A 21,243-nucleotide genomic window follows, 5' to 3' on the forward strand; every position below is an offset into this window, starting at 1 on the left:
CAGGGCATGATCGCCCTGCACGCGCTGACCGAAGCCGACCGCACCGACTGGTTGCCGCTCTGGTACGGCTACCTCGCGTTCTACGAGACCGAGTTGAGCGCGGCCCAGACCGAGATGACCTTCGGGCGCCTCACCGATCCCGACGAGCCCGTGCACGCCGCGATCGCGCGTGACGAGACCGGCCGCGCGGTCGGATTCGTGCACTGGCTGACGCATGCGAGCACGTGGTCGGAGGGTCCGTACTGCTACCTCGAGGACCTCTTCGTGTCAGAGGATTCCCGCGGTCTCGGCGCGGGTCGCGCCCTCATCGCCCATGTCACCGAGTGGTCACGCGCCGCAGCCTGCGCGAAGGTGTACTGGCTCACCCAGTCGCACAACGCCGCAGCGCGGCATCTCTACGGCAAGGTCGCCGACGACACCGGGTTCGTCCACTACGAGATCACCTTCGACGACCGACCCGGGGTGATGTCGCCGGGATTGATCTCGACGCGGTGGGCCCCGTGGGGCTCGAACCCACGACCCGCGGATTAAAAGTCCGATGCTCTACCGACTGAGCTAGAGGCCCCTCTGTGCACCAGCCTACTTGCGGATTCGCATCCACGCGCGCAACGGGGCCACCGGTGCATGAGCACCGGCGGCCCCGTATTCCCCCTGCGGCGTGCGCCGCGGTCATCACATCGCGGGCATCAGAACCGTGTCGATGAGGTAGACCGTGGCGTTGGCCGTCTGCACGCCGCCACAGACGACGGTGGCGTCGTTCACCATCCACATGTCGCCCGAGCCGGTGACCTCGACGTCGCCGCCCTGCAGCGTGGTGTGCGTGCCACCGATGTCGGCCGGCGCGATCTGGCCGGCGACCACGTGATACGTGAGGATCGAAGTCAGCAGGTCGCTATCGGTCTTCAGTGTCTCGATCGTCGCGTCGTCGATCATCGCGAACGCGTCATCGACCGGCGCGAACACCGTGAACTCGTCGCCGTTGAGCGTGTCGACGAGGTCGACGTCGGGGTTGAGCTCGCCACTGACGGCCGACACGAGTGTCGTGAGCATCGGGTTGTTGGATGCCGCGACCGCGACCGGATCCGCCGACATGCCCTCGATCGAGCCGTCGCCGGTCGGAACGGCTTCCGCGTATGCGGCGCATCCCGCACCGACGAGGTTCGCGGCCGGGTCGTCCATCGGCATCGACTCTTCGGTCATCGACTCTTCGGTCATCGTGTCGGCCGGCTCTTCCGATTCCATCGAGCTGCCACCCATCGAACAAGCCGACAGGGCGAACGCCGCGGCGAATGCGAGTGCGGCTCCGGCCGTGGCCTTCTTGGTTGTGCTGAGCATGTCTTCCTCCGATCGTGTGGGTCCCGAGGGACCTGCTGTGCGTGACCGCCGGGAGGCGGCGTACACGGGCTGTTCGGGGTGGTCTGCAGATCGGATTGGAATCGGAGCGACTTTTCTTCGGATCCGGAGCGGACCGACCGGCATACCGCGTGTCGGGCTGAGTGGCAAGCGCGCGCGCACGACGCGCGCGTGCGGCATGCTGGGTGACATGGTGATCGACGGACTCGAGGTGCCGGACGACGGCTCGAGCCCCGTCGACCACGTCGGGATCCTGCTCACCCAGATCACCGACGGCGACCAGAAGGCGTTCGCGCGGTTGTACGACATGCTCTCCCCGCGGGTCTTCGGCCTCATCCTTCGCGTGCTCGTCGACCGGTCGCAGAGCGAAGAAGTGCTGCAAGAGGTCTTTCTCGAGATCTGGCAATCCGCCGCGCGCTTCGCTCCGAACAAGGGGCAAGGAAGATCGTGGGTGTTCACGATCGCGCATCGCCGAGCCGTCGACCGGGTACGGGCGTCGCAGGCGTCGAGTGATCGCGACACGCGCGCCGGCTTCCGCGACCTCGACGTCGCCCACGACGGCGTCGCCGAGCACGTGGAACTGCGGTTGGAAGGTCGACGGGTCGTCGCAGCGCTCACGACCCTCCCCGACGCCCAGCGTGAGACCCTGACCCTCGCGTATTACGGCGGATACAGTCAGACCGAGATTGCGGCGCTCGTGGGGGCGCCGCTGGGGACGATCAAGACGAGGATGCGCGACGGACTGTCGCGATTGAGGACCGAGATGGGGGTGACGACGTGAACATCGACGAATTCTCCGAGCTGGCAGCCGGATACGCGCTCGGCGCGCTGTCGCCCGATGACCGCGCCGCGTTCGAGGCGGCGTGGACCGCGCATCCCGAGTGGTCCGACGTCGTCGACCGAGAGGTCGCGACGGCGGCATCCCTGGCCGAGGCGACGGTGCCTGTGGCGCCGCCGTTGGCGATGCGCGGCATCCTGCTGTCCACGATCGCCCAGACCCCGCAGGGCCCTGCCAGTGACACCGCGCCGGACTCGAGGCCCGCCGACGAGACCGCGGAAGAATCGGATGCCGGCGAGCAGCCGGCTCCGCAAGTGCCCGGCCCGCCCACCACGACGACGATCCAGACGATCTCGCGGCGCCGGTGGACGCGCGGGCTGTTCGCCCTCGCGGCGTCGCTGGTGTTCCTCGTCGCGATCGGGTTCGCAGCGGCCAGCATCAACGAGTACGTCAATCGCCCGGCATCCCTCATCGCCCTCGAGCAGATCGAACAGGCTCCGGATGCCCAAGAGAGCACCGTCGCGATGGCCGACGGCGCAACCGCGACCGCGCACTGGTCGGAGTCGCTCGGCCAGGCCGTCGTCGTTTCGCAGGGGTGGCCGCAGATCGCAGACGACGAGGCCTTCGAGCTGTGGTTCGTCCGTGACGGCACACCCGTCTCGGGTGGTGTCTTCACGTCTTCCGCTGGCACGACGACGGCGCTGCTGGATGTTCCGCTCGAGCCCGGTGACACGATCGCGGTCACGATCGAACAGGCCGACGGTTCGCCGACCGGTCTGCCCACGACCGACCCGATCGTGGCGATCCCGACCGTATGAGCCCGGGCCCGACCTCCGCATGCCGACGGTAGCCTGGACGGGATGAGCGACGACTCCAGGGAGTTCCACAAGCCCGTACGGCGTCCGGCCGAGCTGTTCGACCGGTTGTATCAGGGTGACGATCCTGCCGAGGTCTCGCGCATCGCCCACTCGACGGCGCAGGTGTTGCTCTCACGCGTGCGTGCCGATCCTGACGCCGACGTGGTCGGGCGTTTGGTGTCGTTCACCGACAGGCACGGGATCGACGACATCGCCGAGTTGTGGTCGCGGTCGCCCGCGCGGTCGCTCCCGGGCACCCTGTGGCGGTTGTACCTGCTGCAGCTGATGATCCACGACGACCCGCAGACGGCGGCGCTCGTCTACGAGCGTGGACGACTCGAACTGGCCTCCGCCGATGCCTTGGTCGCGGGAGCTCCCGTCCCCGCCGGTCCCGACGAGCTCGTCGAGCTGGTCGACACCATCCTGCGAGGGCTGTTCGAGGGGGATTTCGCCGTTGCGCTCGAACGGGCCGCAGCGTTCTGCCGTGTCCAGTCATCGGGGGCGACCCACTTGGCCGACGACTACGAGGCCACCGAGTCAGATCGCGCGTCGGCGTTCACCCGGCGTGCGCTGCGACTGTCGACCTACGCCGACGATCTCACCACGGCGGCAGCCCTGTGGCGCCGCGACGGCCTCACCTGAACGCACCTGGAAATGAAGGAGCCGGGCCGCAGAACGCCTCTCGGCGCGTGGCCGCTCGCAGCGGCAGAAGATGGAGCCCGGGGTTACTGCGGCCCGGCCGTTCCAGTGTAACGGCCATGCGCACCGCCTCGGGCCGGACTCCGAGCGAACGCATAGGCTTTGAGCATGACCTGGCGTTTCGCGCTCGTGATCGAGCCCGCGGCATCCGATGATGTTCGCACCGACTTCGCGGCGGACTTCCGAACGATCGACCCCGCTGCTCCGGCGCTGAGCGTGGGGGAGTTGAGTACGCAGCGCGGAGACGGCATCTTCGAGTCGATCGGCGTGGTCGACGGGCACGCGCAAGAGGTGCAGGCGCACCTCGAGCGCCTCGCGCACTCTGCTCGCCTGTGTGACCTGCCCGCGCCGAACCTCGCGCAATGGCGCCATGCCGTCGCGATCGCCGCGAGCCACTGTCCCGCGGGCGAGAGCGTCATCAAGCTGATTCTGAGCCGCGGTGTCGAGCACGGACCGGCGCCGACGGCATGGGTGACGGCGGCCGGCGCCCCCGACAACTCCCGCGTGCGCGCTGAGGGCCTGCGAGCGGTCACGCTCGACCGCGGCTACGACATCGGCGTGCCGGCGCGGGCGCCCTGGCTTCTTCTCGGTGCCAAGACCCTGTCGTATGCGGTCAACATGGCCGCGATCCGCGAGGCCAAGAGCCGCGGAGCCGACGACGCGATCTTCGTCTCGAGTGACGGGTACGTGCTCGAGGCGCCGACGGCGTCGCTCATCCTGCGCCGAGGCGACCGGTTCGTCACTCCGGCGCCCAACGGTGGGATCCTTCACGGCACCACACAGCTCAGCCTCTTCGAGCACCTGGACCGTGGGGGTTTCGTCACGGCGTACGAGACGATTCCGGCCGCAGCGTTGACCGACGCGGATGCCGCGTGGCTCGTGTCGAGCGTGCGGCTCGCGGCGCCGGTGCGCGCCGTCGACGGCGTCGAGATCGCGGTCGATGCGGAGCTCACCGCATCCTTCAACGACTACCTGCTGTCACCACGCGACTGACCCTCGAGACCGACACGGCGCTCGGGTTCGCAGACCCGAGCGCCGTCCGAACCGTCGGCCGAGGCGCTCAGCCGAACCGACCCGAGACGTAGTCCTCCGTCGCCTGCACCGAGGGCGTTGTGAAGATCGTCCGCGTGTCGTCGTACTCGATGAGCTTGCCCGGCTTGCCGGTGCCGGCGATGTTGAAGAACGCGGTCCGGTCGGACACGCGCGACGCCTGCTGCATGTTGTGCGTGACGATGACGACCGTGTAGTCGTTCTTGAGTTCGCCGATGAGCTCTTCGATCGCGTAGGTCGAGATCGGGTCGAGAGCCGAGCAGGGCTCGTCCATGAGGATGACCTCGGGTGAGACGGCGATCGCGCGAGCGATGCACAGACGCTGCTGCTGACCGCCGGACAGGCCCGAACCGGGCTTCTCGAGTCGGTCCTTCACTTCGTTCCACAGGTTCGCGCCCTGCAGTGACTTCTCGACGAGCGCATCGGCGTCCGACTTGGACATGCGCTTGTTGTTCAGCTTCACCCCGGCCAGCACGTTGTCGCGGATCGACATGGTGGGGAAGGGGTTCGGTCGCTGGAACACCATGCCCACCTGGCGCCGCACCAGCACGGGGTCCACGCCGGGCCCGTACAGGTCGTCGCCGTCGAGCAGCACCTCACCCTCGACGCGTGCGCCGGGGATGACTTCGTGCATGCGGTTGAGCGTGCGCAGGAAGGTCGACTTCCCGCAGCCGGACGGTCCGATGAAGGCCGTCACACTGCGCGGGTCGATGTGGAGGGAGACGCCTTCGACGGCGAGGAATTCGCCGTAGTAGACGTTGAGGTCGTTGACTTCGATGCTCTTGGACACGGAGGTTCCTTCAGGTGATTCGGATTGTCGCGGGGTCAGCGCTTGCTGACCTTCGGCGCGAAGTACTTGGCGATCAGGCGCGCGAGCAGGTTGAGCAGCATGACGATCAGGATGAGCGTCAGCGCCGCACCCCACGCGCGTGCGACGGCGGCATCGGGGCTCGTGCCCTGGTTCATGTACTGGTTGTACGCGAACACGGGCAGCGTCATCATCTGGCCGCTGAAGAGGTTGGTGTTGAGGCTGAGGGTGTACCCGGCGGTCAACAGCAGCGGAGCGGTCTCACCGATCACGCGGGCGATGGCGAGCATGACCGAGGTCATGATGCCGGCGATCGATGTGGGCAGCACGACCTTCATGATCGTGAGCCACTTGGGCACCCCGAGTGCGTACGCCGCCTCACGCAGCTCGTTCGGCACGATGCGCAAGAGCTCCTCGCTGCCGCGCACCACGACGGGGATCATCAACACCGACAACGCCAATGCACCCATGTAGCCGCCGGCGGCGCCGGGGCCGACGATGAGGGCGAAGACCGAGTAGATGAACAGACCGGCCACGATCGAGGGGATGCCGGTCATCACGTCGACGAAGAACGTGATGGCGCGCGCGAGCTTGCCCCGACCGTACTCGACCAGATAGATCGACGTCATGAGGCCGATCGGGACCGAGATGACGGTCGCCATGAGCGTGATGAGCAGCGTGCCCCAGATCGCGTGGACGATACCGCCACCCTCACCGACGACGTTGCGCATCGTCCAGGAGAAGAATTCGGCGTCGAAGCGCTGGATGCCGTTGATCACGACGGTCCACAGCAGGGAGATCAGCGGTAGCAGCGCCACCACGAACGCCGTGGACACCAGCGCGGTCATGAGGCGGTCCATGGCGACGCGTCGTGACTCGCTGATGCTCGAGATGACCACGATCAGGACGACGTAGATCGCCATCGAGCAGAACAGTGCGCCGGCGATGTTGTAGTCGACGACCTCGCCGCCGAGCGAGAGCAGGCCGAAGACGGTGAACGAGACGATGAAGGACAGTGCGAGGATGCTCCACGGAGCCCATCCGGGGAGCTTGCCCGCGGTGAGGGAGGAGCGGCTACCGGCCGTTGCGAGGGTGGTCATGTCAGTTCGCTCCAGAGAACTCGGCGCGGCGGGCGACGATCCAGCGGGCGAACGCGTTGACGGCGAACGTGACGATGAACAGGATCAGGCCGGTGGCGATGAGGGTGTTGACGCCGAGGTCGTGGGCCTCGGGGAACGACAGCGCGATGTTCGCGGGGATCGGTGTCGGGTTGGTCGAGGTGAGCAGCTCGAAACTGATGACGCCCGAGACCGACAGCACCATCGTGACGGCCATCGTCTCGCCGAGCGCGCGGCCGAGGGCCAGCATCGCGGCCGAGACCATCCCGCCGCGGGCGAAGGGGAGTACCGCCATGCGGATCATCTCCCAGCGGGTCGCGCCGAGGGCGAGCGCCGCCTCCTCGTGCAGCGTCGGGGCTTGGAGGAAGACCTCGCGGCAGATCGCGGTCATGATCGGGATGACCATGACGGCCAGAACCAGCGACGCGGTGAGGATGGTCTTTCCTGTGGGCGAGACGACGCCGGCGAAGAGCGGGATCCAGCCGAGGTTCTCGTTCAACCACACGTAGAACGGCTGGAGGAAGCCGGCGAAGACGATGCCGCCCCAGAGGCCGTAGACGACGGAGGGGACCGCGGCGAGCAGGTCGATGACATATCCGAGGCTCGGTGCGAGCTTGCGCGGCGCGTAGTGCGAGATGAAGAGGGCGATGCCGATCGACAGCGGGGCGGCGAGGATCAGGGCGATGATCGACGCCCATACCGTGCCGAAGATGAGGGGACCGACGTAGACCCAGAACGACTCGCCGCGAAGGATGTGGTTGTCGGTCGTGTCGGGCGCGAACGCCGGGATGCTCTGGATCACCAGGAAGACGGCGATCGCGGCAAGCACGAGCAGGATGATGACACCGGCGCCGAGCGCGGTGCCGGTGAAGACGCGGTCGCCGAGTCGCTGCTTCGCCTTGACCTGCGTCCCTGCGGGGGTGGGTGTCGGAGAAGGTGGCTTCTGGGCCGTCTCAGTCGTGGTCATGGGGTCCCAGTTCTCGGGTCGGTCGGGAAGAAGTGGACGGGCGGACGGCCGCAACGGGTGCCCGCGGCCCCGACGGAGATGGGTCCGTCGGATGGTCGTGTGCGGGCACCCGTTGCGTTCACGTGATGTATGTCGTCCTCGTGATCCTGTGAGTCAACCGACCTGGATCGTGTCGATGGCGGCGAGCACCTGCTCGCGCAGGCTGTCCGAGATCGGGGCGCTGCCGGCGTTGCCTGCGGCGGCGTCCTGACCCTCGGGGCTGGCCATGTACTCGAAGTAGGCCTTGACGAGCTCGGCGACGTTCGAGTCCTCGTACTGCTGGCAGCCGATCATGTAGCTGACGAGGGCGATCGGGTACGCCCCGCCGGACGCGCTGGCCGGATCGATGTCGAACACCAGGTCGCCGGCGCCGCGCCCCTCGACAAGGGGCGAGTTCTCGACGAGTGCGGAGGCTGCTTCGGACGAGTACGCGATGAATTCGCCGTCGACGCCGACGTGCACCTGGCCGAGCTCCGACACCTGGGAGGCATCGGCGTAGCCGATCGTGCCGACACCGGAGGTCATCGCCTGCACGACACCGGAGGTTCCCTGCGCGGCCTCGCCGCTCTGAAGCGGCCATTCGCCCGAGACCTCGAAGGTCCACACGTCGGGTGCGGTGGCGGCGAGGTAGTTCACGAACGTCTCGGTGGTACCCGAGTCATCCGAGCGGTGGACCGGCGTGATCGGCGAGTCCGGCAGCTCGACGCCCGGGTTGAGGTCGGCGATCGCCGGGTCGTTCCAGGTGGTGATCTCTTCGGCGAAGATGCCGGCGATCGTGGCGGCGTCGAGGTCGAGTTCGTCGATGCCCTCGAGGTTGAACGCCACGGCGACGGGCGAGATGTAGAGCGGGACTTCGACGATGTCGTCGGTCACGCAGGCGCCGAAGCCGCCGGCGGCGACCTCTTCATCGTCGAACGCACGGTCCGAGCCGATGAACTCGCTGGCGCCCGAGAGGAAGTTCTCGCGACCGGTGCCCGAGCCGGTGGGCTCGTAGTTGACCGTAACGTCGGGGTTCGCCGTCTGGAAACCGGCGACCCAGGCCTCCTGCGCGGCGGTCTGCGACGAGGCGCCCGTCGCGTTGATGGTGCCCGAGAGCGACGACATGTCGCCGTCGGTCGAACCGGAGTCGCCACCGGTGGACTCGTTGGCGGCACAGCCGGCGAGGGCGAGCGCGGTGACGGCGGCGACAGCGCCCACCTGGGCGATGCGGGAGATCTTCACTGTGAATCCTTCACGTGTCAGGGAACAGCCCGGGGAGGGCATCGGGTTCATGCCCGGTGCGGGGCACCACTGCAACGTAGGAGTGGACTCTTAAGAGAGTGCGCTGGCACGGTGAACGGAAGGTGAACGGCCGCCAGCGCGGTGGTTCCCCGCCCAGGCGTGGGCCCGCGGTCAGTCTTTCGGGCCGTGCGTCTCTATCGCGACGATGCCCGACCCCGGGTTGAGGGTCGTGAGGTGCACGACCGAGAACTCACCGGTCTCCAGCGCCGAGGCGCTACCCAGATACGAACCCTTCATCGTGCCTGTGGCGAGTGCGATCTCCGTCAGGATGTCGGGCAGCACCGGTCCGTGGCTGCAGACCACGGCGGGCTTGCGGGAGCGGACACGTTGCCCGACGACCGCGCGTGCGTCGGACTCGCCCACGTCCCACGCGTCTTGACTGATGAGTGCCGATCTGCGGATGCGCCCGTCGATGGCGCGGGAGAGCGGCTTGACGGTCTTCACACAGCGTTCGGCGGGGCTGGAGACGATCCGACGCACGCCGAACGCGAGGAGGGGACCGACGATCGCGGCGGCCTGACGTTTGCCCCGCGGCGTGAGGGGGCGCGCGTCGTCCGCGCCGTCCCAGTCCTCCCGTGAGACGGCCTTGGCGTGACGCAACACCACGATCGGGAACGTCTCGAGCACTCCGTCGTCGACGAGGCGCAGGAAGGTCTCGAGGATCTCGACGTCGACGGGGTAGCTGAGTCGCTTGAGCGCTTTGGTCGGCGAGAGCCACTCGAGCGCCGCGATCTCCTTGTTCGGGATGAACGTGGAGGCCTGGATCGCTTCTTCGGTGGCCTGGGCCGCCCAGTAGTGCACGATCTTCAGCCGGCCACTGGGGAGCGTGTAGCGCGAGACGCCGACCGGCACGCCGAGAGTCGTACGGATGCCGGTCTCTTCATGGATTTCGCGCGCTGCCGTCTCGGCGAGCATCTCGCCTGGGTCGACCTTGCCCTTCGGGAGCGTCGCATCGCGGTAGCGGGTGCGGTGGATGAGGAGGATCTTGAGCTTGCCCTCGACGAGCCGCCACACCACTCCTCCCGCCGCGTAGACGGCGGTCTCGGTCATCGCGTCGCCCGAGGCCGTCGCCGCCGCTGGACGGCGGCCATCGTCCTGTCCTGCAGGTCGACCAGCGGTTTGCCGTCCTCGCCGCGACTGTGGCGGGTCCACACCCCGTCGGGTTCCATGTGCCACGAACTGGTGGTGTCGCTCATTGCGAAGCTGAAGAGGTCTTCCAGCGCTTTGATCTGGTGAGGGTCGGTCACACGAACGAGGGCTTCGACGCGTCGATCGAGGTTGCGGTGCATCATGTCGGCGCTGCCGATGAACACCTGGGGGTCACCGTCGTTGTGGAACGCGAAGATGCGCGAGTGTTCGAGGTAGCGTCCCAGGATGCTCCGGACGGTGATGTTCTCACTCATTCCCTCGACGCCTGCCTTGAGCGCGCAGATGCCCCGTACCCAGACCTCGATGGGCACTCCCGCCTGGCTGGCGCGGTAGAGGGCGTCGATGATCTGTTCGTCGACCATCGAGTTGACCTTGATGCGGATGCCGGAGGGTTTTCCCGCCTCGGCATTGCGCCTCTCCTTGTCGATGTGGCGAAGCAGGCCCTTGCGCAAGTGCAGCGGCGCGACGAGGAGACGCTTGAACTTCTTCTCGATCGCGTAGCCGCTCAGCTCGTTGAACAGCCGCGTGAGGTCACGCCCGACCTGTTCGTCGGTGGTGAACAGGCCGAAGTCCTCGTAGATGCGGCTTGTCTTGGGGTTGTAGTTGCCCGTGCCGATGTGCGAGTACGAGCGCAGCTTGCCGTCTTCTTCGCGGATGACGTGGATGAGCTTGCTGTGGGTCTTGAGCCCGACGAGCCCGTAGACCACGTGTACGCCGGCCTTCTCGAGTTTGCGTGCCCAGACGATGTTGTTGGCTTCGTCGAACCGTGCCTTCACCTCGACGAGCGCGAGCACCTGCTTGCCCGCTTCGGCGGCGTCGATGAGCGCCTGCACGATGGGGCTGTCGCCCGACGTCCGGTAGAGGGTCTGCTTGATGGCCAAGACGTGGGGGTCACGAGCCGCCTGCTCGATGAAAGCCTGCACGCTCGTCGTGAACGACTCGTAGGGGTGGTGGACGAGCACGTCCGACTTGCGGATGGCGGCGAAGAGGTCGGCGCGGCCGTTCTGTTCGGCAGGGCGGAACGCCAACGCGGTCGTCGGCACATGGGGCGGATAGCGCAGGTCGGGGCGGTCGAGGCTCGCGATCGCGAACAGACCTCGCAGATCCAGCGGTCCAGGCAGCCGGTAGACCTCTTGTTCGGTGATGTCGAGTTCGTCCAGGAGCAACCCGAGCGTGAGGTCGTCCATGTCATCGGTGACCTCGAGGCGGATGGGCGGGCCGAAGCGTCGGCGCAGGAGTTCGGCTTCGAGCGCCTGGATGAGGTTCTCGGTCTCGTCCTCTTCGATGACGACGTCCTCGTTGCGCGTGAGGCGGAACGCGTGGTGATCAAGCACCTCCATGCCCGGGAAGAGGTCGTCGAGGTGGTTGGAGATGAGTTCTTCGAGCGGCAGATACCGCATCCCGTCGCCGTCGCCCCAGATCTCGACGAAGCGCGGCAGCATCGGCGGCACCTTGAGGCGGGCGAATTCCTGACGCCCGGTGCGGGCGTTGCGGATGCGGATGGCGAGGTTCAGCGACAAACCGGAGATGTAGGGGAACGGGTGTGCGGGGTCGACCGCCAAAGGCATGAGGACGGGGAAGACCTGTGCTTGGAAGTAGTCGTAGAGGCGCTGACGCTCCTCGTCGCTGAGCGAGTCATAGGACACGATCTGGATGCCGGCCTCGGCCAATGCGGGGCGGACGAGCGTCGTCCACGCCTCGGCATGGCGCACCTGCAGAGTGTGGGCCTCCCGTGAGATGTCCGCGAGGACGTCCTGCGGTGACCGCCCGACGTTGGTGGGGACGGCGAGGCCGGTGACGATGCGACGCTTGAGGCCGGCGACGCGCACCATGAAGAACTCGTCGAGGTTGCTCGCGAAGATCGCCAGGAAGTTCGCCCGCTCGAGTGTCGGCAGTGACGGGTCTTCGGCGAGTTCGAGCACGCGCTGGTTGAAGGCGAGCCAGCTCAGTTCGCGGTCGAGGTAGCGGTTCTCCGGCAGCTGCGCGTCGTCGGACTCTTCGAGGTCGAAGTCGTCGTCGTCCGCGTCGCCGAGGCCGGTGTCGAGCACGTCGTCCTGGATCATCTGTTCATCATTGCAGGCCGACGTGTCCGGCGCGTGAACGGGTGGTCAGGCTTCGGCGCGTTCGCGTGCGGCGGCGACTTGTTCGTCGTCGTACACGTTGAACCGGTAGCCGACGTTGCGCACGGTGCCGATGAGCTGTTCGAGCTCGCCGAGCTTGGCGCGAAGGCGCCTCACATGGACGTCGACCGTGCGGGTGCCGCCGAAGTAGTCGTAGCCCCACACTTCGCTCAGCAGTTGCTCGCGGGTGAATACCCGGGAGGGATGCGTGGCGAAGAAATGCAGCAGCTGGAACTCCTTGTAGGTGAGGTCGAGCGGCTTGCCGTGCACCTTGGCTGAGTATGAGGCCTCGTCGATCGTGATGCCCGAGGTCTGCACGCGCGTCGACGCCTGCTCGACGGACTGGCGTCCGATGACCAGGCGGATGCGCGCATCGACCTCGGCGGGACCCGCGGAGACGAGGATGACGTCGTCGACGCCCCAGTCCGGTGAGACCGCCGTGAGACCGCCCTCGGTCACGATGAGCACGATCGGTGCCTCCAGCCCGGTCGTGTTCAGGATCTTGCACAACGACTTCGCGCCGACGAGGTCGACCCGCGCGTCGATGAAGATCACATCGGCGGAGGGGGCGTTGACGAGCTGAGCCGGTTCGGCGGGAATCTGCCGTGCGCGGTGGCTGAGCAACTCGAGCGAAGGCAGGGGGGAATCCCCTCCTTGTGCGGAGCTCAGAATCAGAAGCTGTGCCACAGGCGTCGTCTCTCGGGTGCGCTGTATCGCCCAAGTGTACGGTCTCGCGCTGCACCGACGAATCGCGTGCCGCGTGCGCCGATGGCCTTCGTGCGAGACAATGGCGGTGTGTCCACCCCAGAATTGGCCCCCCGCCGCACGTTCGGCGGCGTCATCGCGGTCTGGATCGCGGCTGCGGTGATCGGTGTGGCCGTCGGCGTCTTCGCTCCGGCCGACGCGCGTGCCTCCTGGTTGGTCGCGGGTCTCGGCGTGAGCGTCGTGCTGTCGTTCGCGGTGCAACTCGCCTACGGCCGTTCGCAGGGCTTCACACAGCGCGTCGCCGCCGGCGCGCTCGGAGCGCTCTTCGTGTTGGGCGTCATCAGCCTGGGGTTCGGACTGGCCGGCGTCGTTCCCGGCTAGAGTGGACCCATGGATCTCGTCGCGCTCGAACTGTTCTTCGTCGGACTGCTCGGTCTCGCTTCCGTCGCGATCGTCTTCGTGTCGGCTGTCGTCCTGAAGAACCTGTACCGCGGTCAGCGCTGAGGCGGTCGTCGTGCTCGACATCCCGACCGACCTTCCCGCCGACCTCGTGCCGCTGTCGTGGCTCATCGGGGTGTGGGAGGGCACCGGCGTCATCGACTACGACACCGGCGAAACGCACTTCACGGGTGAGTTCTCGCACCGCGTGAGCTTCAGCCACGACGGTGGTGACTACCTCAACTACTCCGCGACCGCGTGGCTGCACGGCGATGATGAGGCGCGGCATCCGCTGGTCGCCGAAGTCGGATTCTGGCGGTTATCGCGCGGGGCGACGGATGCCGATGCCGGCCCGGGTCTCCTGCCCGCCGCGGCGACGGCGCCGCCGCGTACCGTCGACGACGTGGAAGCGCTGCGCACCGACGCCGGCGGATTCGAGATCGAGGTCGCACTGGTGCACTCCGACGGCGTCAGCGAGTTGTACCTCGGGCAGATCACCGGCCCGCGCATCGACATCTCCACCGACGCCGTCGTGCGTACCGCCGGCGCGAAGGAATACACCGCGGCCACGCGGATGTACGGGCTCGTCGACGGGCACCTGCTGTGGGCGTGGGACATCGCGGCGCTCGGTGGTCAGCTTGCCTCGCACGCCTCGGCGCGGCTCGCTCGAGCGGAATGACGATGAATGTCTTCGCGTCCGTCCCCGGCGCGGTGATCGACGACGCCGGGCTGCAGCACCTCGGCAATCCGCTCGCGGAACAGCGCGCGCTGGCCTCCGGCGCGGCCGTCGCGCCGCTCGGCGACCGCTCCGTGCTCGCGGTGTCGGGTGAAGACCGCCTGACCTGGCTCGACTCGCTCACGTCGCAAGCACTGGCGCGGCTCGCGCCCGGCGTCGGCACCGAGTTCCTCGTGCTCGACCCGCAGGGGCGCATCGAACACGCCGCGTCCGTGATCGACGACGGGGTGACGACGTGGCTCATCGCCGACGCCGCCGATGCCGAGGGCCTTCGTGTGTGGCTCACCCGCATGCGGTTCCGGCTCCGCGTCGACCCGCAGGATGCCGGGGATCGCTTCGCCGTCGTCGGGGGAACACCCGAGGCCGTGTCTTCTCTCGCCGCGTCGCCGAACGCGGTGCCGCTGGTATGGCGCGATCCGTGGCCCGGTGTCGCCGACGGCGGGTGGGGGTACGCAACCCCGGCCACCCACCCCGGAGCGCACCGCGCGTGGGCTGAGGCGATCGTCGGCGTGGACACGCTCGCCGAACTCGCATCCGCCGCCGCGCGCGGAGAGGTCGCGCTCGCCGGCCAGACGGCGGCGGAGGCTCTCCGCGTGGCGGCCTGGCGTCCCCGCCGCGGCGACATCGACGAGCGGTCCCTCCCGCACGAGTTCGACTGGTTGCGCACCGCGGTGCACCTGTCGAAGGGGTGCTACCGGGGCCAGGAGACCGTCGCCAAGGTGCACAACCTCGGGCATCCGCCTCGGCGCCTCGTCGCGTTGCAGCTCGACGGGAGCGACAGCGTGCTGCCGGGCCGCGGGGCGGCGGTGCGCCGCGGCGGCGACGTCGTCGGGGAGGTCACCGCATCCGCTCTGCACTTCGAGGACGGCCCGATCGCCCTGGCGGTGATCCGGCGGGGGATCGGGATCGATGAACCGCTCGTCGTCGACACCGCCGAGGGGCAGATCGCGGCGGCTCAGGAGATCATCGTGCCGCCCGAAGCGGGCGCAACCGCCGGCGTGCCGCGCATCACCCGACTGTCGCGCCGCGCCGCGGCGACCCCGCCGGCGTGAGCAGAGTCGCGCGCTCTCGGTAAGCTGGGCGCCATGAGTGCGCCTTACACGCTGATCCTCCTCCGCCACGGCCAGAGCGAGTGGAACGAGCTCAATCTCTTCACCGGCTGGGTCGATGTGCGACTCACCGAACAGGGCAAGGCGGAGGCCCGCCGCGGCGGCGAGCTGCTCGCCGAAGCCGGTCTCCTGCCCGACGTGCTCCACACCTCGGTTCTCAGCCGGGCGATCCAGACCGCGAACATCGCCCTGGACTCGGCGGACCGCCTGTGGATCCCGGTCAAGCGCTCGTGGCGGCTCAATGAGCGTCACTACGGGGCGCTGCAGGGTAAGGACAAGGCCGCCACCCTCGAGGAGTTCGGTCAAGAGCAGTTCATGCTGTGGCGTCGTTCGTTCGACGTGCCGCCGCCGGACCTCGCCGACGACAGCGAGTGGAGCCAGGTCGGCGATCCGCGCTACGCCGGCATCGACGGCGACGTCCCCCGCACCGAGTCCCTCAAGATCGTCATCGACCGCATGCTCCCTTATTGGCAGAGCGACATCGTCCCCGATCTGCGTGCAGGTAAGACGGTGCTCGTGACCGCCCACGGCAACTCGTTGCGCGGACTCGTGAAGCACCTCGACGGCATCAGTGACGACGAGATCTCCGAGCTCAACATCCCGACCGGGATCCCGCTGGTCTACCGACTCGACGAAGACCTCAACCCGGTGGGTGAAGCCGAGTACCTCGACCCCGAGGCCGCGGCGGCCGGTGCGGCCGCCGTCGCCTCGCAGGGCAAGAAGTAAGGACGACGAAAGGGTCCGGATGCCGCGGCATCCGGACCCTTTCGTGTGCGTCGCTTAGGTGTTGTCGGGGGCGAACCCTTCGGCGACGATGATCTCGATTCCCTCGGTGGGTGCCGTCCAGTCTCCTGTGGAGAGATAGGCGACCTTGCGGGCGACCGACACGGCGTGGTCGGCGAAGCGCTCGTGGTAGCGGCTGGCCAGCGTCGCATCGACCGTGGCGGCCGCCTCGCCCTTCCAGCTGTCGCTGAGCACCTTCTCGAAGACCGAGATGTGAAGGTCGTCCAGCGCGTCGTCGGCGTTTCGGATCGTGTCGATGAGGGTGAGGTCCTCGGTGCGCAGAAGCTCTGTCAACTGTTGGGCGATCTTGACGTCGTGCTCGCCCATCTTCGTGAACGTCGACTTCAGGCCCTTGGGAATGGCGCGCTCGGGGAACCGCATCCGCGTGAGCTGGGCGATGTGCTCGGCGATGTCGCCCATGCGCTCGAGCGACGCACTCATGCGCAGAGCGCTGACGACGATGCGCAGATCGCGGGCCACCGGCTGCTGGCGGGCGAGGACTTCGATGGCCAGTTCGTCGAGGGCCAGCGCCTTCTCGTCGATGATCTCGTCGTCGTCGATGACCTCTTCGGCGAGAGTGACGTCACTCGTGCCGAAGGCCTTCGTCGCCTTGCCGATGGCCACCGTCACGAGTTCGGAGATCTCGACCAGCCGGTCCTGGATCTCTTCGAGAGACTGGTGGAACACTTCGCGCATTGCGGCACCTTTCCTGTTCGCGGGGCCGTCCGGGTCGATCCTGGAGGCTCTCGCGCGACCTTCGCGATTGTCGCCAGGCAAGGTTAACGAACGGTGCCGCCGTGATGAATTGTATCGGCGCGCCCGGACACCGCGGCAGAATCGGACCGGAGGAGGCGGCGCGCGCGCCCTACTCTGGAGGCATGGACTCCACGCAGCTCGCGCTGCTCGCCCTCCTCGTGGGTGCCCTCATCGGTGCCGGTGTCACCGTGGCGATCGTCGCGTCGTTGCGTGCGCGCGATCGCGCGCGTGAGCAGACGTCGACGGCGATCCCCGAGGGCGTGGCCGAGGTCTTGCACGGCCTGGAGGACCCCGCGGTCGTCGTCGATCCCTCCGGAACAGTGCTGGCAGCATCCGTCCCGGCTGCGGCGTTCCAATTGGCCCTGGGCGCGCTGTTGCCCGCCGAGGAGCTGCGCGAGCTGATGCGGCGCACGCGGAGCACCGAGCTGACCGCCACCGATACCCTGCGCCTGCGGCGCGGAGCACCCCCGGCCGAGCCGCGCTTGGTCGTGGCGCGCGCGACCCGGATCTCGAGCAGACTCGCCTTGCTCGTGCTGCGCGACATCACCGAGCGTGAGCGTGTCGAGCAGATGCGGCGTGATTTCGTCGCCAACACCAGTCATGAGCTGAAGACCCCGGTCGGCGCGGTCACATTGCTGTCGGAGGCGATCGAATCCGCGGCAGACGACCCCGATCAGGTGCGGGTGTTCGCCTCGCGGCTGTCGGCCGAGGCGTCGCGGCTCGCGCAGCTGACCTCGCGCATCATGAATCTCTCACGGCTGCAGTCCACCGACGAACTCACGGAGGATCGCCTCGTCTCGGTCGATGAGATCGTCGCATCCGCGGCGGATGCGAACTCCCTCCAGTCCGACTCCGCAGGAGTCGACGTCGTGCGAGGGGGCGAGCGCGGGTTGTTCGTCCGCGGTGACGCCCAGGTGCTGAGCGAGGCGGTGAGCAACCTCATCGCCAACGCGATCGCCTATTCGCCCGAAGGTTCGAGCGTCGGCGTGGGGGTGCGGAAGGACGACACCGTGGTCGAGATCACCGTCACCGATCGAGGTATCGGTATCGACGAAGCCGATCAGGACCGCATCTTCGAGAGGTTCTACCGCGCCGACCCGGCGCGCGCTCGTCGCACCGGAGGTACCGGCCTCGGACTGTCGATCGTCAAGCACGCTGCTCAGCGACACGGCGGGGAGGTGCGTCTGTGGTCGCGTCCCGGACGGGGATCCACGTTCACCATCCGTCTACCTGCCGCGGATATGCCGGAAGCTTCGACTGCAAAGAAGTCGCGAAAGAAGAAGAAGCCAGCTGCCGCGTCTGTGCCGGCTGCTCGAAACGGAGGAACAGTATGATCCGCGTGTTGATCGTGGAGGACGAGCCGGATCTCGCCGACCCGCTGGCGTATCTTCTTCGCCGCGAAGGCTATGAGGTCGAGATCGCCGAAGACGGTCCGACCGCGCTGGCGGCCTTCCGCGAGCGGGGGGCGGACATCATCCTTCTCGACCTCATGCTCCCGGGGATGCCGGGAACCGAGGTGTGCCGGCAGGTGCGTACGACGTCGACGGTTCCGGTGATCATGCTCACGGCGAAGGACTCGGAGGTCGACATCGTCGTCGGGCTCGAGCTCGGGGCGGACGACTACGTCACGAAGCCGTACTCGTCGCGCGAATTGCTCGCGCGTATGCGTGCGGTGTTGCGCCGCCTCGCACAGACGGACGCCGACCTCGATGACCGGGTGCTCGACGGTGGACGGGTCGTGCTCGACATCGACCGGCACACGGTCGCCGTCGACGGCAACGAGATCGCTATGCCGCTCAAGGAGTTCGAGCTGCTCGAGGTCCTCATGCGCAACGCCGGACGCGTGCTCACGCGCGGGCAGCTGATCGACCGGGTGTGGGGGAGTGACTATTTCGGTGACACCAAGACGCTCGATGTGCACATCAAGCGCATCCGTTCACGGATCGAGCAGACTCCGAGCGACCCGACGATGCTCGTGACGGTGCGCGGACTCGGCTACCGCTTCGAAGGCTGACCACGAGCGGATGCCGCGCCTCGGCGACCGTGCCGGAGCGCGGCATGCCGCTTTCGCAGCGGTGGGAACTCAGGGAACGAGCGGCGCGAGGTAGTCCAGGCCGCCGTCGAGGACGGGCACCGAGATGAGTGCGCCCTCGGAATCGCCGGACTCGAAGAAGCCCGGAACGTCGCTTCCGGGGAGCATCTCGATGCCGTCGATGAGGACGGGCGAGGTCTCGTCCGAGCCCAGGCTCAGGACGGTGTTCGCAGGAACGCGGATCGCGAGGTCGACGGTCTCGCCCTCGCCGATCGACACGCGCAGCGTGTGGGCCTCGGCGGTGTCGTTGACGATCGCGGCGACGAAGTTGCCGAGAACGCCCTCCTCGTCGGCGACGATGAACGCGTTGCGCACCTCGAGCGGACCGGAGTCGTAGACGTTGACACCCTCGGCGGCCGAGTACTGGATCGTGGTGGACTGCGGCGTCATGAACGTGCATCCCGTGGCTCCGAGGGCGACGGCGGCGCCGAGCGCGACGGTCGCGAAGAGCCGCGAACGGCGCGTGGTGGTCGTCGCGCCGAGGCTGCGCGTTGTCGAGGTCACGGATCCTCCCGGGTTGGTGACGGCGTCCTCTGCATTCTATGGGGTCGCGGGCATCCGCGCCTGCCCGCGACGTGCCTCGCGCGCGTGAGATCGATCGGGCGGAGGGTAGGGGGCGAACCTTAGCGCATCCTCGCTGTGATATTCTGGAGGTTGCCGAAAGGACATATCTGCATGCTTTTTGAGGTTGGCGAGACCGTTGTTTATCCGCACCACGGAGCCGCGACGATCATCGAGGTCAAGGAACGCGTCATCAAGGGCGAGACCAAGAAGTACTTGAAACTCAACGTCACGCAGGGAGACCTCGTCATCGAGGTTCCCGCAGAGAACGTGGACCTCGTCGGCGTTCGTGACGTGATCGGCAAGGACGGACTCGAGCGCGTGTTCGATGTCCTGCGTGCTCCCTTCACCGAGGAGCCCACCAACTGGTCGCGTCGCTACAAGGCCAACCTCGAGAAGCTGGCCTCGGGCGATGTCATCAAGGTGAGCGAGGTCGTCCGCGACCTGTGGCGCCGTGACCAGGACCGAGGGCTCTCTGCGGGCGAGAAGCGCATGCTCGCCAAGGCGAAGCAGATTCTCGTTTCCGAGCTCGCGCTCGCCGAGAAGACGGACGAAGAGAAGGCCACCGTCATCCTCGACGAGGTCCTCGCCTCCTGACGCACGCGCGGTAGCGTGAGGGTGTGCCCTCCGCTGCATCCGCCGTCTCCGCCGTTCCCCGCGTCGCGATCGTCGTCGTGGCTGCGGGATCCGGCACCCGACTCGGCGCCGACATGCCGAAGGCGTTCGTCGGACTCGACTCCCGGACGATCCTTCGTCATGCCCTGGTCCAGGTCGCCGAGGTTCCCGACGCCCAGGTGATCGTCGTCGCTCCTGAGGGCCGTGAGGGCGACGCCCTGACGGACCTGCTCGGTGCGCTCGGCGACGACCGTGACCGCGGCAGCGTGGTGGCCGGTGGGGATACCCGGCAGCGGTCGGTGGCCGCGGGGCTGAGAGCGGTCTGGCCCGACGTCGAGGTCGTGCTGATCCATGACGCCGCGAGGGCTCTCACCCCCGCGGCCGTCTTCGCGCGCGTGATCGGCGCCGTCGATGCGGGTGCGGCAGGTGTCATCCCGGTGGTGCCGGTCGTCGACACCATCAAGCGGGTCGACAACGAAGAGATCATCGGGGTGGTGGACCGCTCGCTGTTGTCTGCCGCGCAGACTCCGCAGGGGTTCCGACGCGACGTCCTGGACGCTGCGTATCGCGCCGCCGACGCAGAGTTCACCGACGATGCGGCGCTCGTTGCCGACGCCGGATACACCGTGGCGACCGTCGCCGGCGATGAACGATCGTTCAAGATCACGACACCGGCAGACCTCGACCGTGCGCGTGCCCTGGTGACCAGGGCGGATGCGGCATCCCTCGCAGCCCCGTCGCGTCTGGACCCTCACGTCGTGGTGCCGCGGGTCGGCATCGGCACCGACGTCCACGCCGTCGGGGGAGAGGGAACGCTGTGGCTGGCCGGTCTCGCGTGGCCGGGTGAGGCGCCGCTGTCGGGACATTCCGATGGGGATGCCGTCGCCCACGCCATCGTCGACGCGCTCCTGGCCGCGGCGGGTCTCGGCGACATCGGGACCCACTTCGGCACCGATCGCCCGGAGTTCGCCGGCGCCCACGCCGATGCCTTCCTCTCGCGTACGCGGGAGATCCTCGCCGCGGCGGGATTTCGCATCGGGAATGTGTCCGTACAGATGCAGGCACGGCGTCCGCGATTCTCACCGCGCCGGCACGAGGCCGAAGCGGTGTTGTCGGCTGCGCTGGGTGCCCCCGTGTCCGTCTCGGCGACGACGACGGACGGGCTGGGATTCACCGGCACCGGTGAGGGGGTCTCCGCCTACGCGGTCGCCCTCGTCTGGTCCGCCTGA

Annotated in this window: 23 protein-coding genes and 1 tRNA gene; 13 read left to right on the plus strand and 11 right to left on the minus strand. The window is 67.8% G+C overall.

Annotated elements, in window-relative coordinates; all coding sequences use genetic code 11:
* Positions 1–6: 6 nt before the first annotated feature.
* Entirely contained in the window at positions 7–531 is a 525-nt protein-coding gene (locus ACFQZV_RS06005) for a GNAT family N-acetyltransferase (protein WP_378753609.1), read from the plus strand.
* Here ACFQZV_RS06005 and ACFQZV_RS06010 read toward each other — a convergent pair.
* Positions 493–565 (minus strand) — tRNA-Lys (locus ACFQZV_RS06010). The two genes, ACFQZV_RS06005 and ACFQZV_RS06010, sit on opposite strands and share 39 nt — an antisense overlap.
* Before the next feature lie 107 nt (positions 566–672).
* A complete protein-coding gene (locus ACFQZV_RS06015; RefSeq protein ID WP_378753578.1) occupies positions 673–1,335 on the minus strand; it encodes a fasciclin domain-containing protein in 663 nt (220 codons plus the stop codon).
* Positions 1,336–1,531: 196 nt separating this feature from the next.
* Here ACFQZV_RS06015 and sigK point away from each other — a divergent pair, with 196 nt between their 5' ends.
* The 4 genes from sigK to ACFQZV_RS06035 all read left to right on the plus strand — a co-directional run bounded on the left by sigK (position 1,532) and on the right by ACFQZV_RS06035 (position 4,680).
* On the plus strand, positions 1,532–2,134 hold the full coding sequence (sigK, locus tag ACFQZV_RS06020) for an ECF RNA polymerase sigma factor SigK (RefSeq protein WP_378753580.1): 603 nt from the start codon (positions 1,532–1,534) through the stop codon (positions 2,132–2,134).
* On the plus strand, positions 2,131–2,949 hold the full coding sequence (locus tag ACFQZV_RS06025) for an anti-sigma factor (protein ID WP_378753582.1): 819 nt from the start codon (positions 2,131–2,133) through the stop codon (positions 2,947–2,949). Before sigK ends, ACFQZV_RS06025 begins: the two co-directional genes overlap by 4 nt.
* Positions 2,950–2,991: 42 nt before the next feature.
* A complete protein-coding gene (locus ACFQZV_RS06030; RefSeq protein ID WP_378753584.1) occupies positions 2,992–3,630 on the plus strand; it encodes a DNA-directed RNA polymerase subunit beta in 639 nt (212 codons plus the stop codon).
* 165 nt (positions 3,631–3,795) lie between these two features.
* The gene (locus ACFQZV_RS06035; protein ID WP_378753586.1) at positions 3,796–4,680 is read left to right on the plus strand and encodes an aminodeoxychorismate lyase; all 885 of its coding nucleotides are present in this window, start codon (positions 3,796–3,798) and stop codon (positions 4,678–4,680) included.
* A 67-nt stretch (positions 4,681–4,747) separates the two neighbouring features.
* On the opposite strand, the gene pstB is transcribed toward ACFQZV_RS06035, so the two are convergent.
* The 7 genes from pstB to ACFQZV_RS06070 all read right to left on the minus strand — a co-directional run bounded on the left by pstB (position 4,748) and on the right by ACFQZV_RS06070 (position 12,906).
* Entirely contained in the window at positions 4,748–5,527 is a 780-nt protein-coding gene (gene pstB, locus ACFQZV_RS06040) for a phosphate ABC transporter ATP-binding protein PstB (RefSeq protein WP_378753588.1), read from the minus strand.
* A gap of 35 nt (positions 5,528–5,562) precedes the next feature.
* Positions 5,563–6,645: a phosphate ABC transporter permease PstA gene (gene pstA / locus ACFQZV_RS06045; RefSeq protein WP_378753590.1), complete on the minus strand. Its 1,083-nt coding sequence runs from the start codon at positions 6,643–6,645 to the stop codon at positions 5,563–5,565.
* 1 nt (position 6,646) lies between these two features.
* Entirely contained in the window at positions 6,647–7,630 is a 984-nt protein-coding gene (pstC, locus tag ACFQZV_RS06050) for a phosphate ABC transporter permease subunit PstC (RefSeq protein ID WP_378753592.1), read from the minus strand.
* A 153-nt stretch (positions 7,631–7,783) separates the two neighbouring features.
* Positions 7,784–8,890, minus strand: a complete 1,107-nt coding sequence (locus ACFQZV_RS06055) for a phosphate ABC transporter substrate-binding protein PstS (protein WP_378753594.1) — start codon at positions 8,888–8,890, stop codon at positions 7,784–7,786.
* A gap of 171 nt (positions 8,891–9,061) precedes the next feature.
* Positions 9,062–10,000 carry an NUDIX hydrolase gene (locus ACFQZV_RS06060; protein WP_378753596.1) on the minus strand — a complete coding sequence of 313 codons (939 nt, stop codon included), beginning with the start codon at positions 9,998–10,000 and terminating at the stop codon, positions 9,062–9,064.
* Positions 9,997–12,162, minus strand: a complete 2,166-nt coding sequence (locus tag ACFQZV_RS06065) for an RNA degradosome polyphosphate kinase (RefSeq protein ID WP_378753598.1) — start codon at positions 12,160–12,162, stop codon at positions 9,997–9,999. The genes ACFQZV_RS06060 and ACFQZV_RS06065 overlap by 4 nt, the downstream gene beginning before the upstream one ends.
* A 45-nt stretch (positions 12,163–12,207) precedes the next feature.
* Positions 12,208–12,906: a winged helix-turn-helix domain-containing protein gene (locus tag ACFQZV_RS06070; protein ID WP_378753600.1), complete on the minus strand. Its 699-nt coding sequence runs from the start codon at positions 12,904–12,906 to the stop codon at positions 12,208–12,210.
* A 108-nt stretch (positions 12,907–13,014) separates the two neighbouring features.
* Between ACFQZV_RS06070 and ACFQZV_RS06075 the strand changes: the two genes are divergently transcribed.
* The 4 genes from ACFQZV_RS06075 (at position 13,015) to ACFQZV_RS06090 (ending at position 15,933) form a co-directional block, all read left to right on the plus strand.
* Positions 13,015–13,305 carry a hypothetical protein gene (locus tag ACFQZV_RS06075; protein ID WP_378753601.1) on the plus strand — a complete coding sequence of 97 codons (291 nt, stop codon included), beginning with the start codon at positions 13,015–13,017 and terminating at the stop codon, positions 13,303–13,305.
* Positions 13,306–13,438: 133 nt separating this feature from the next.
* Positions 13,439–14,041, plus strand: coding sequence for an FABP family protein (locus ACFQZV_RS06080; protein ID WP_378753603.1), 603 nt, complete (start codon positions 13,439–13,441; stop codon positions 14,039–14,041).
* Between the two features lie 2 nt (positions 14,042–14,043).
* Positions 14,044–15,150 carry a CAF17-like 4Fe-4S cluster assembly/insertion protein YgfZ gene (gene ygfZ / locus ACFQZV_RS06085; protein WP_378783286.1) on the plus strand — a complete coding sequence of 369 codons (1,107 nt, stop codon included), beginning with the start codon at positions 14,044–14,046 and terminating at the stop codon, positions 15,148–15,150.
* Between the two features lie 33 nt (positions 15,151–15,183).
* Positions 15,184–15,933: a phosphoglyceromutase gene (locus ACFQZV_RS06090; protein ID WP_378753682.1), complete on the plus strand. Its 750-nt coding sequence runs from the start codon at positions 15,184–15,186 to the stop codon at positions 15,931–15,933.
* A 54-nt stretch (positions 15,934–15,987) separates the two neighbouring features.
* Here the strand turns inward: ACFQZV_RS06090 and phoU are convergent, their stop codons facing one another.
* Positions 15,988–16,686 carry a phosphate signaling complex protein PhoU gene (gene phoU, locus ACFQZV_RS06095; RefSeq protein WP_378753684.1) on the minus strand — a complete coding sequence of 233 codons (699 nt, stop codon included), beginning with the start codon at positions 16,684–16,686 and terminating at the stop codon, positions 15,988–15,990.
* Positions 16,687–16,868: 182 nt separating this feature from the next.
* On the opposite strand from phoU, the gene ACFQZV_RS06100 reads away from it, so the two are divergent.
* Together ACFQZV_RS06100 and ACFQZV_RS06105 are read left to right on the plus strand one after the other, a co-directional pair.
* On the plus strand, positions 16,869–18,080 hold the full coding sequence (locus tag ACFQZV_RS06100; protein ID WP_378753686.1) for a sensor histidine kinase: 1,212 nt from the start codon (positions 16,869–16,871) through the stop codon (positions 18,078–18,080).
* On the plus strand, positions 18,077–18,760 hold the full coding sequence (locus tag ACFQZV_RS06105) for a response regulator (protein WP_378753688.1): 684 nt from the start codon (positions 18,077–18,079) through the stop codon (positions 18,758–18,760). The genes ACFQZV_RS06100 and ACFQZV_RS06105 overlap by 4 nt, the downstream gene beginning before the upstream one ends.
* A 69-nt stretch (positions 18,761–18,829) precedes the next feature.
* On the opposite strand, the gene ACFQZV_RS06110 is transcribed toward ACFQZV_RS06105, so the two are convergent.
* Positions 18,830–19,342, minus strand: coding sequence for a DNA modification methylase (locus ACFQZV_RS06110; protein ID WP_378753690.1), 513 nt, complete (start codon positions 19,340–19,342; stop codon positions 18,830–18,832).
* Positions 19,343–19,513: 171 nt separating this feature from the next.
* Between ACFQZV_RS06110 and ACFQZV_RS06115 the strand changes: the two genes are divergently transcribed.
* Positions 19,514–19,996, plus strand: coding sequence for a CarD family transcriptional regulator (locus tag ACFQZV_RS06115; protein ID WP_378753692.1), 483 nt, complete (start codon positions 19,514–19,516; stop codon positions 19,994–19,996).
* A 23-nt stretch (positions 19,997–20,019) separates the two neighbouring features.
* Entirely contained in the window at positions 20,020–21,243 is a 1,224-nt protein-coding gene (gene ispD / locus ACFQZV_RS06120) for a 2-C-methyl-D-erythritol 4-phosphate cytidylyltransferase (protein WP_378753695.1), read from the plus strand.

This window comes from Microbacterium koreense (assembly GCF_042677105.1).
GTDB classification, from domain to species: Bacteria; Actinomycetota; Actinomycetes; order Actinomycetales; family Microbacteriaceae; genus Microbacterium; species Microbacterium koreense.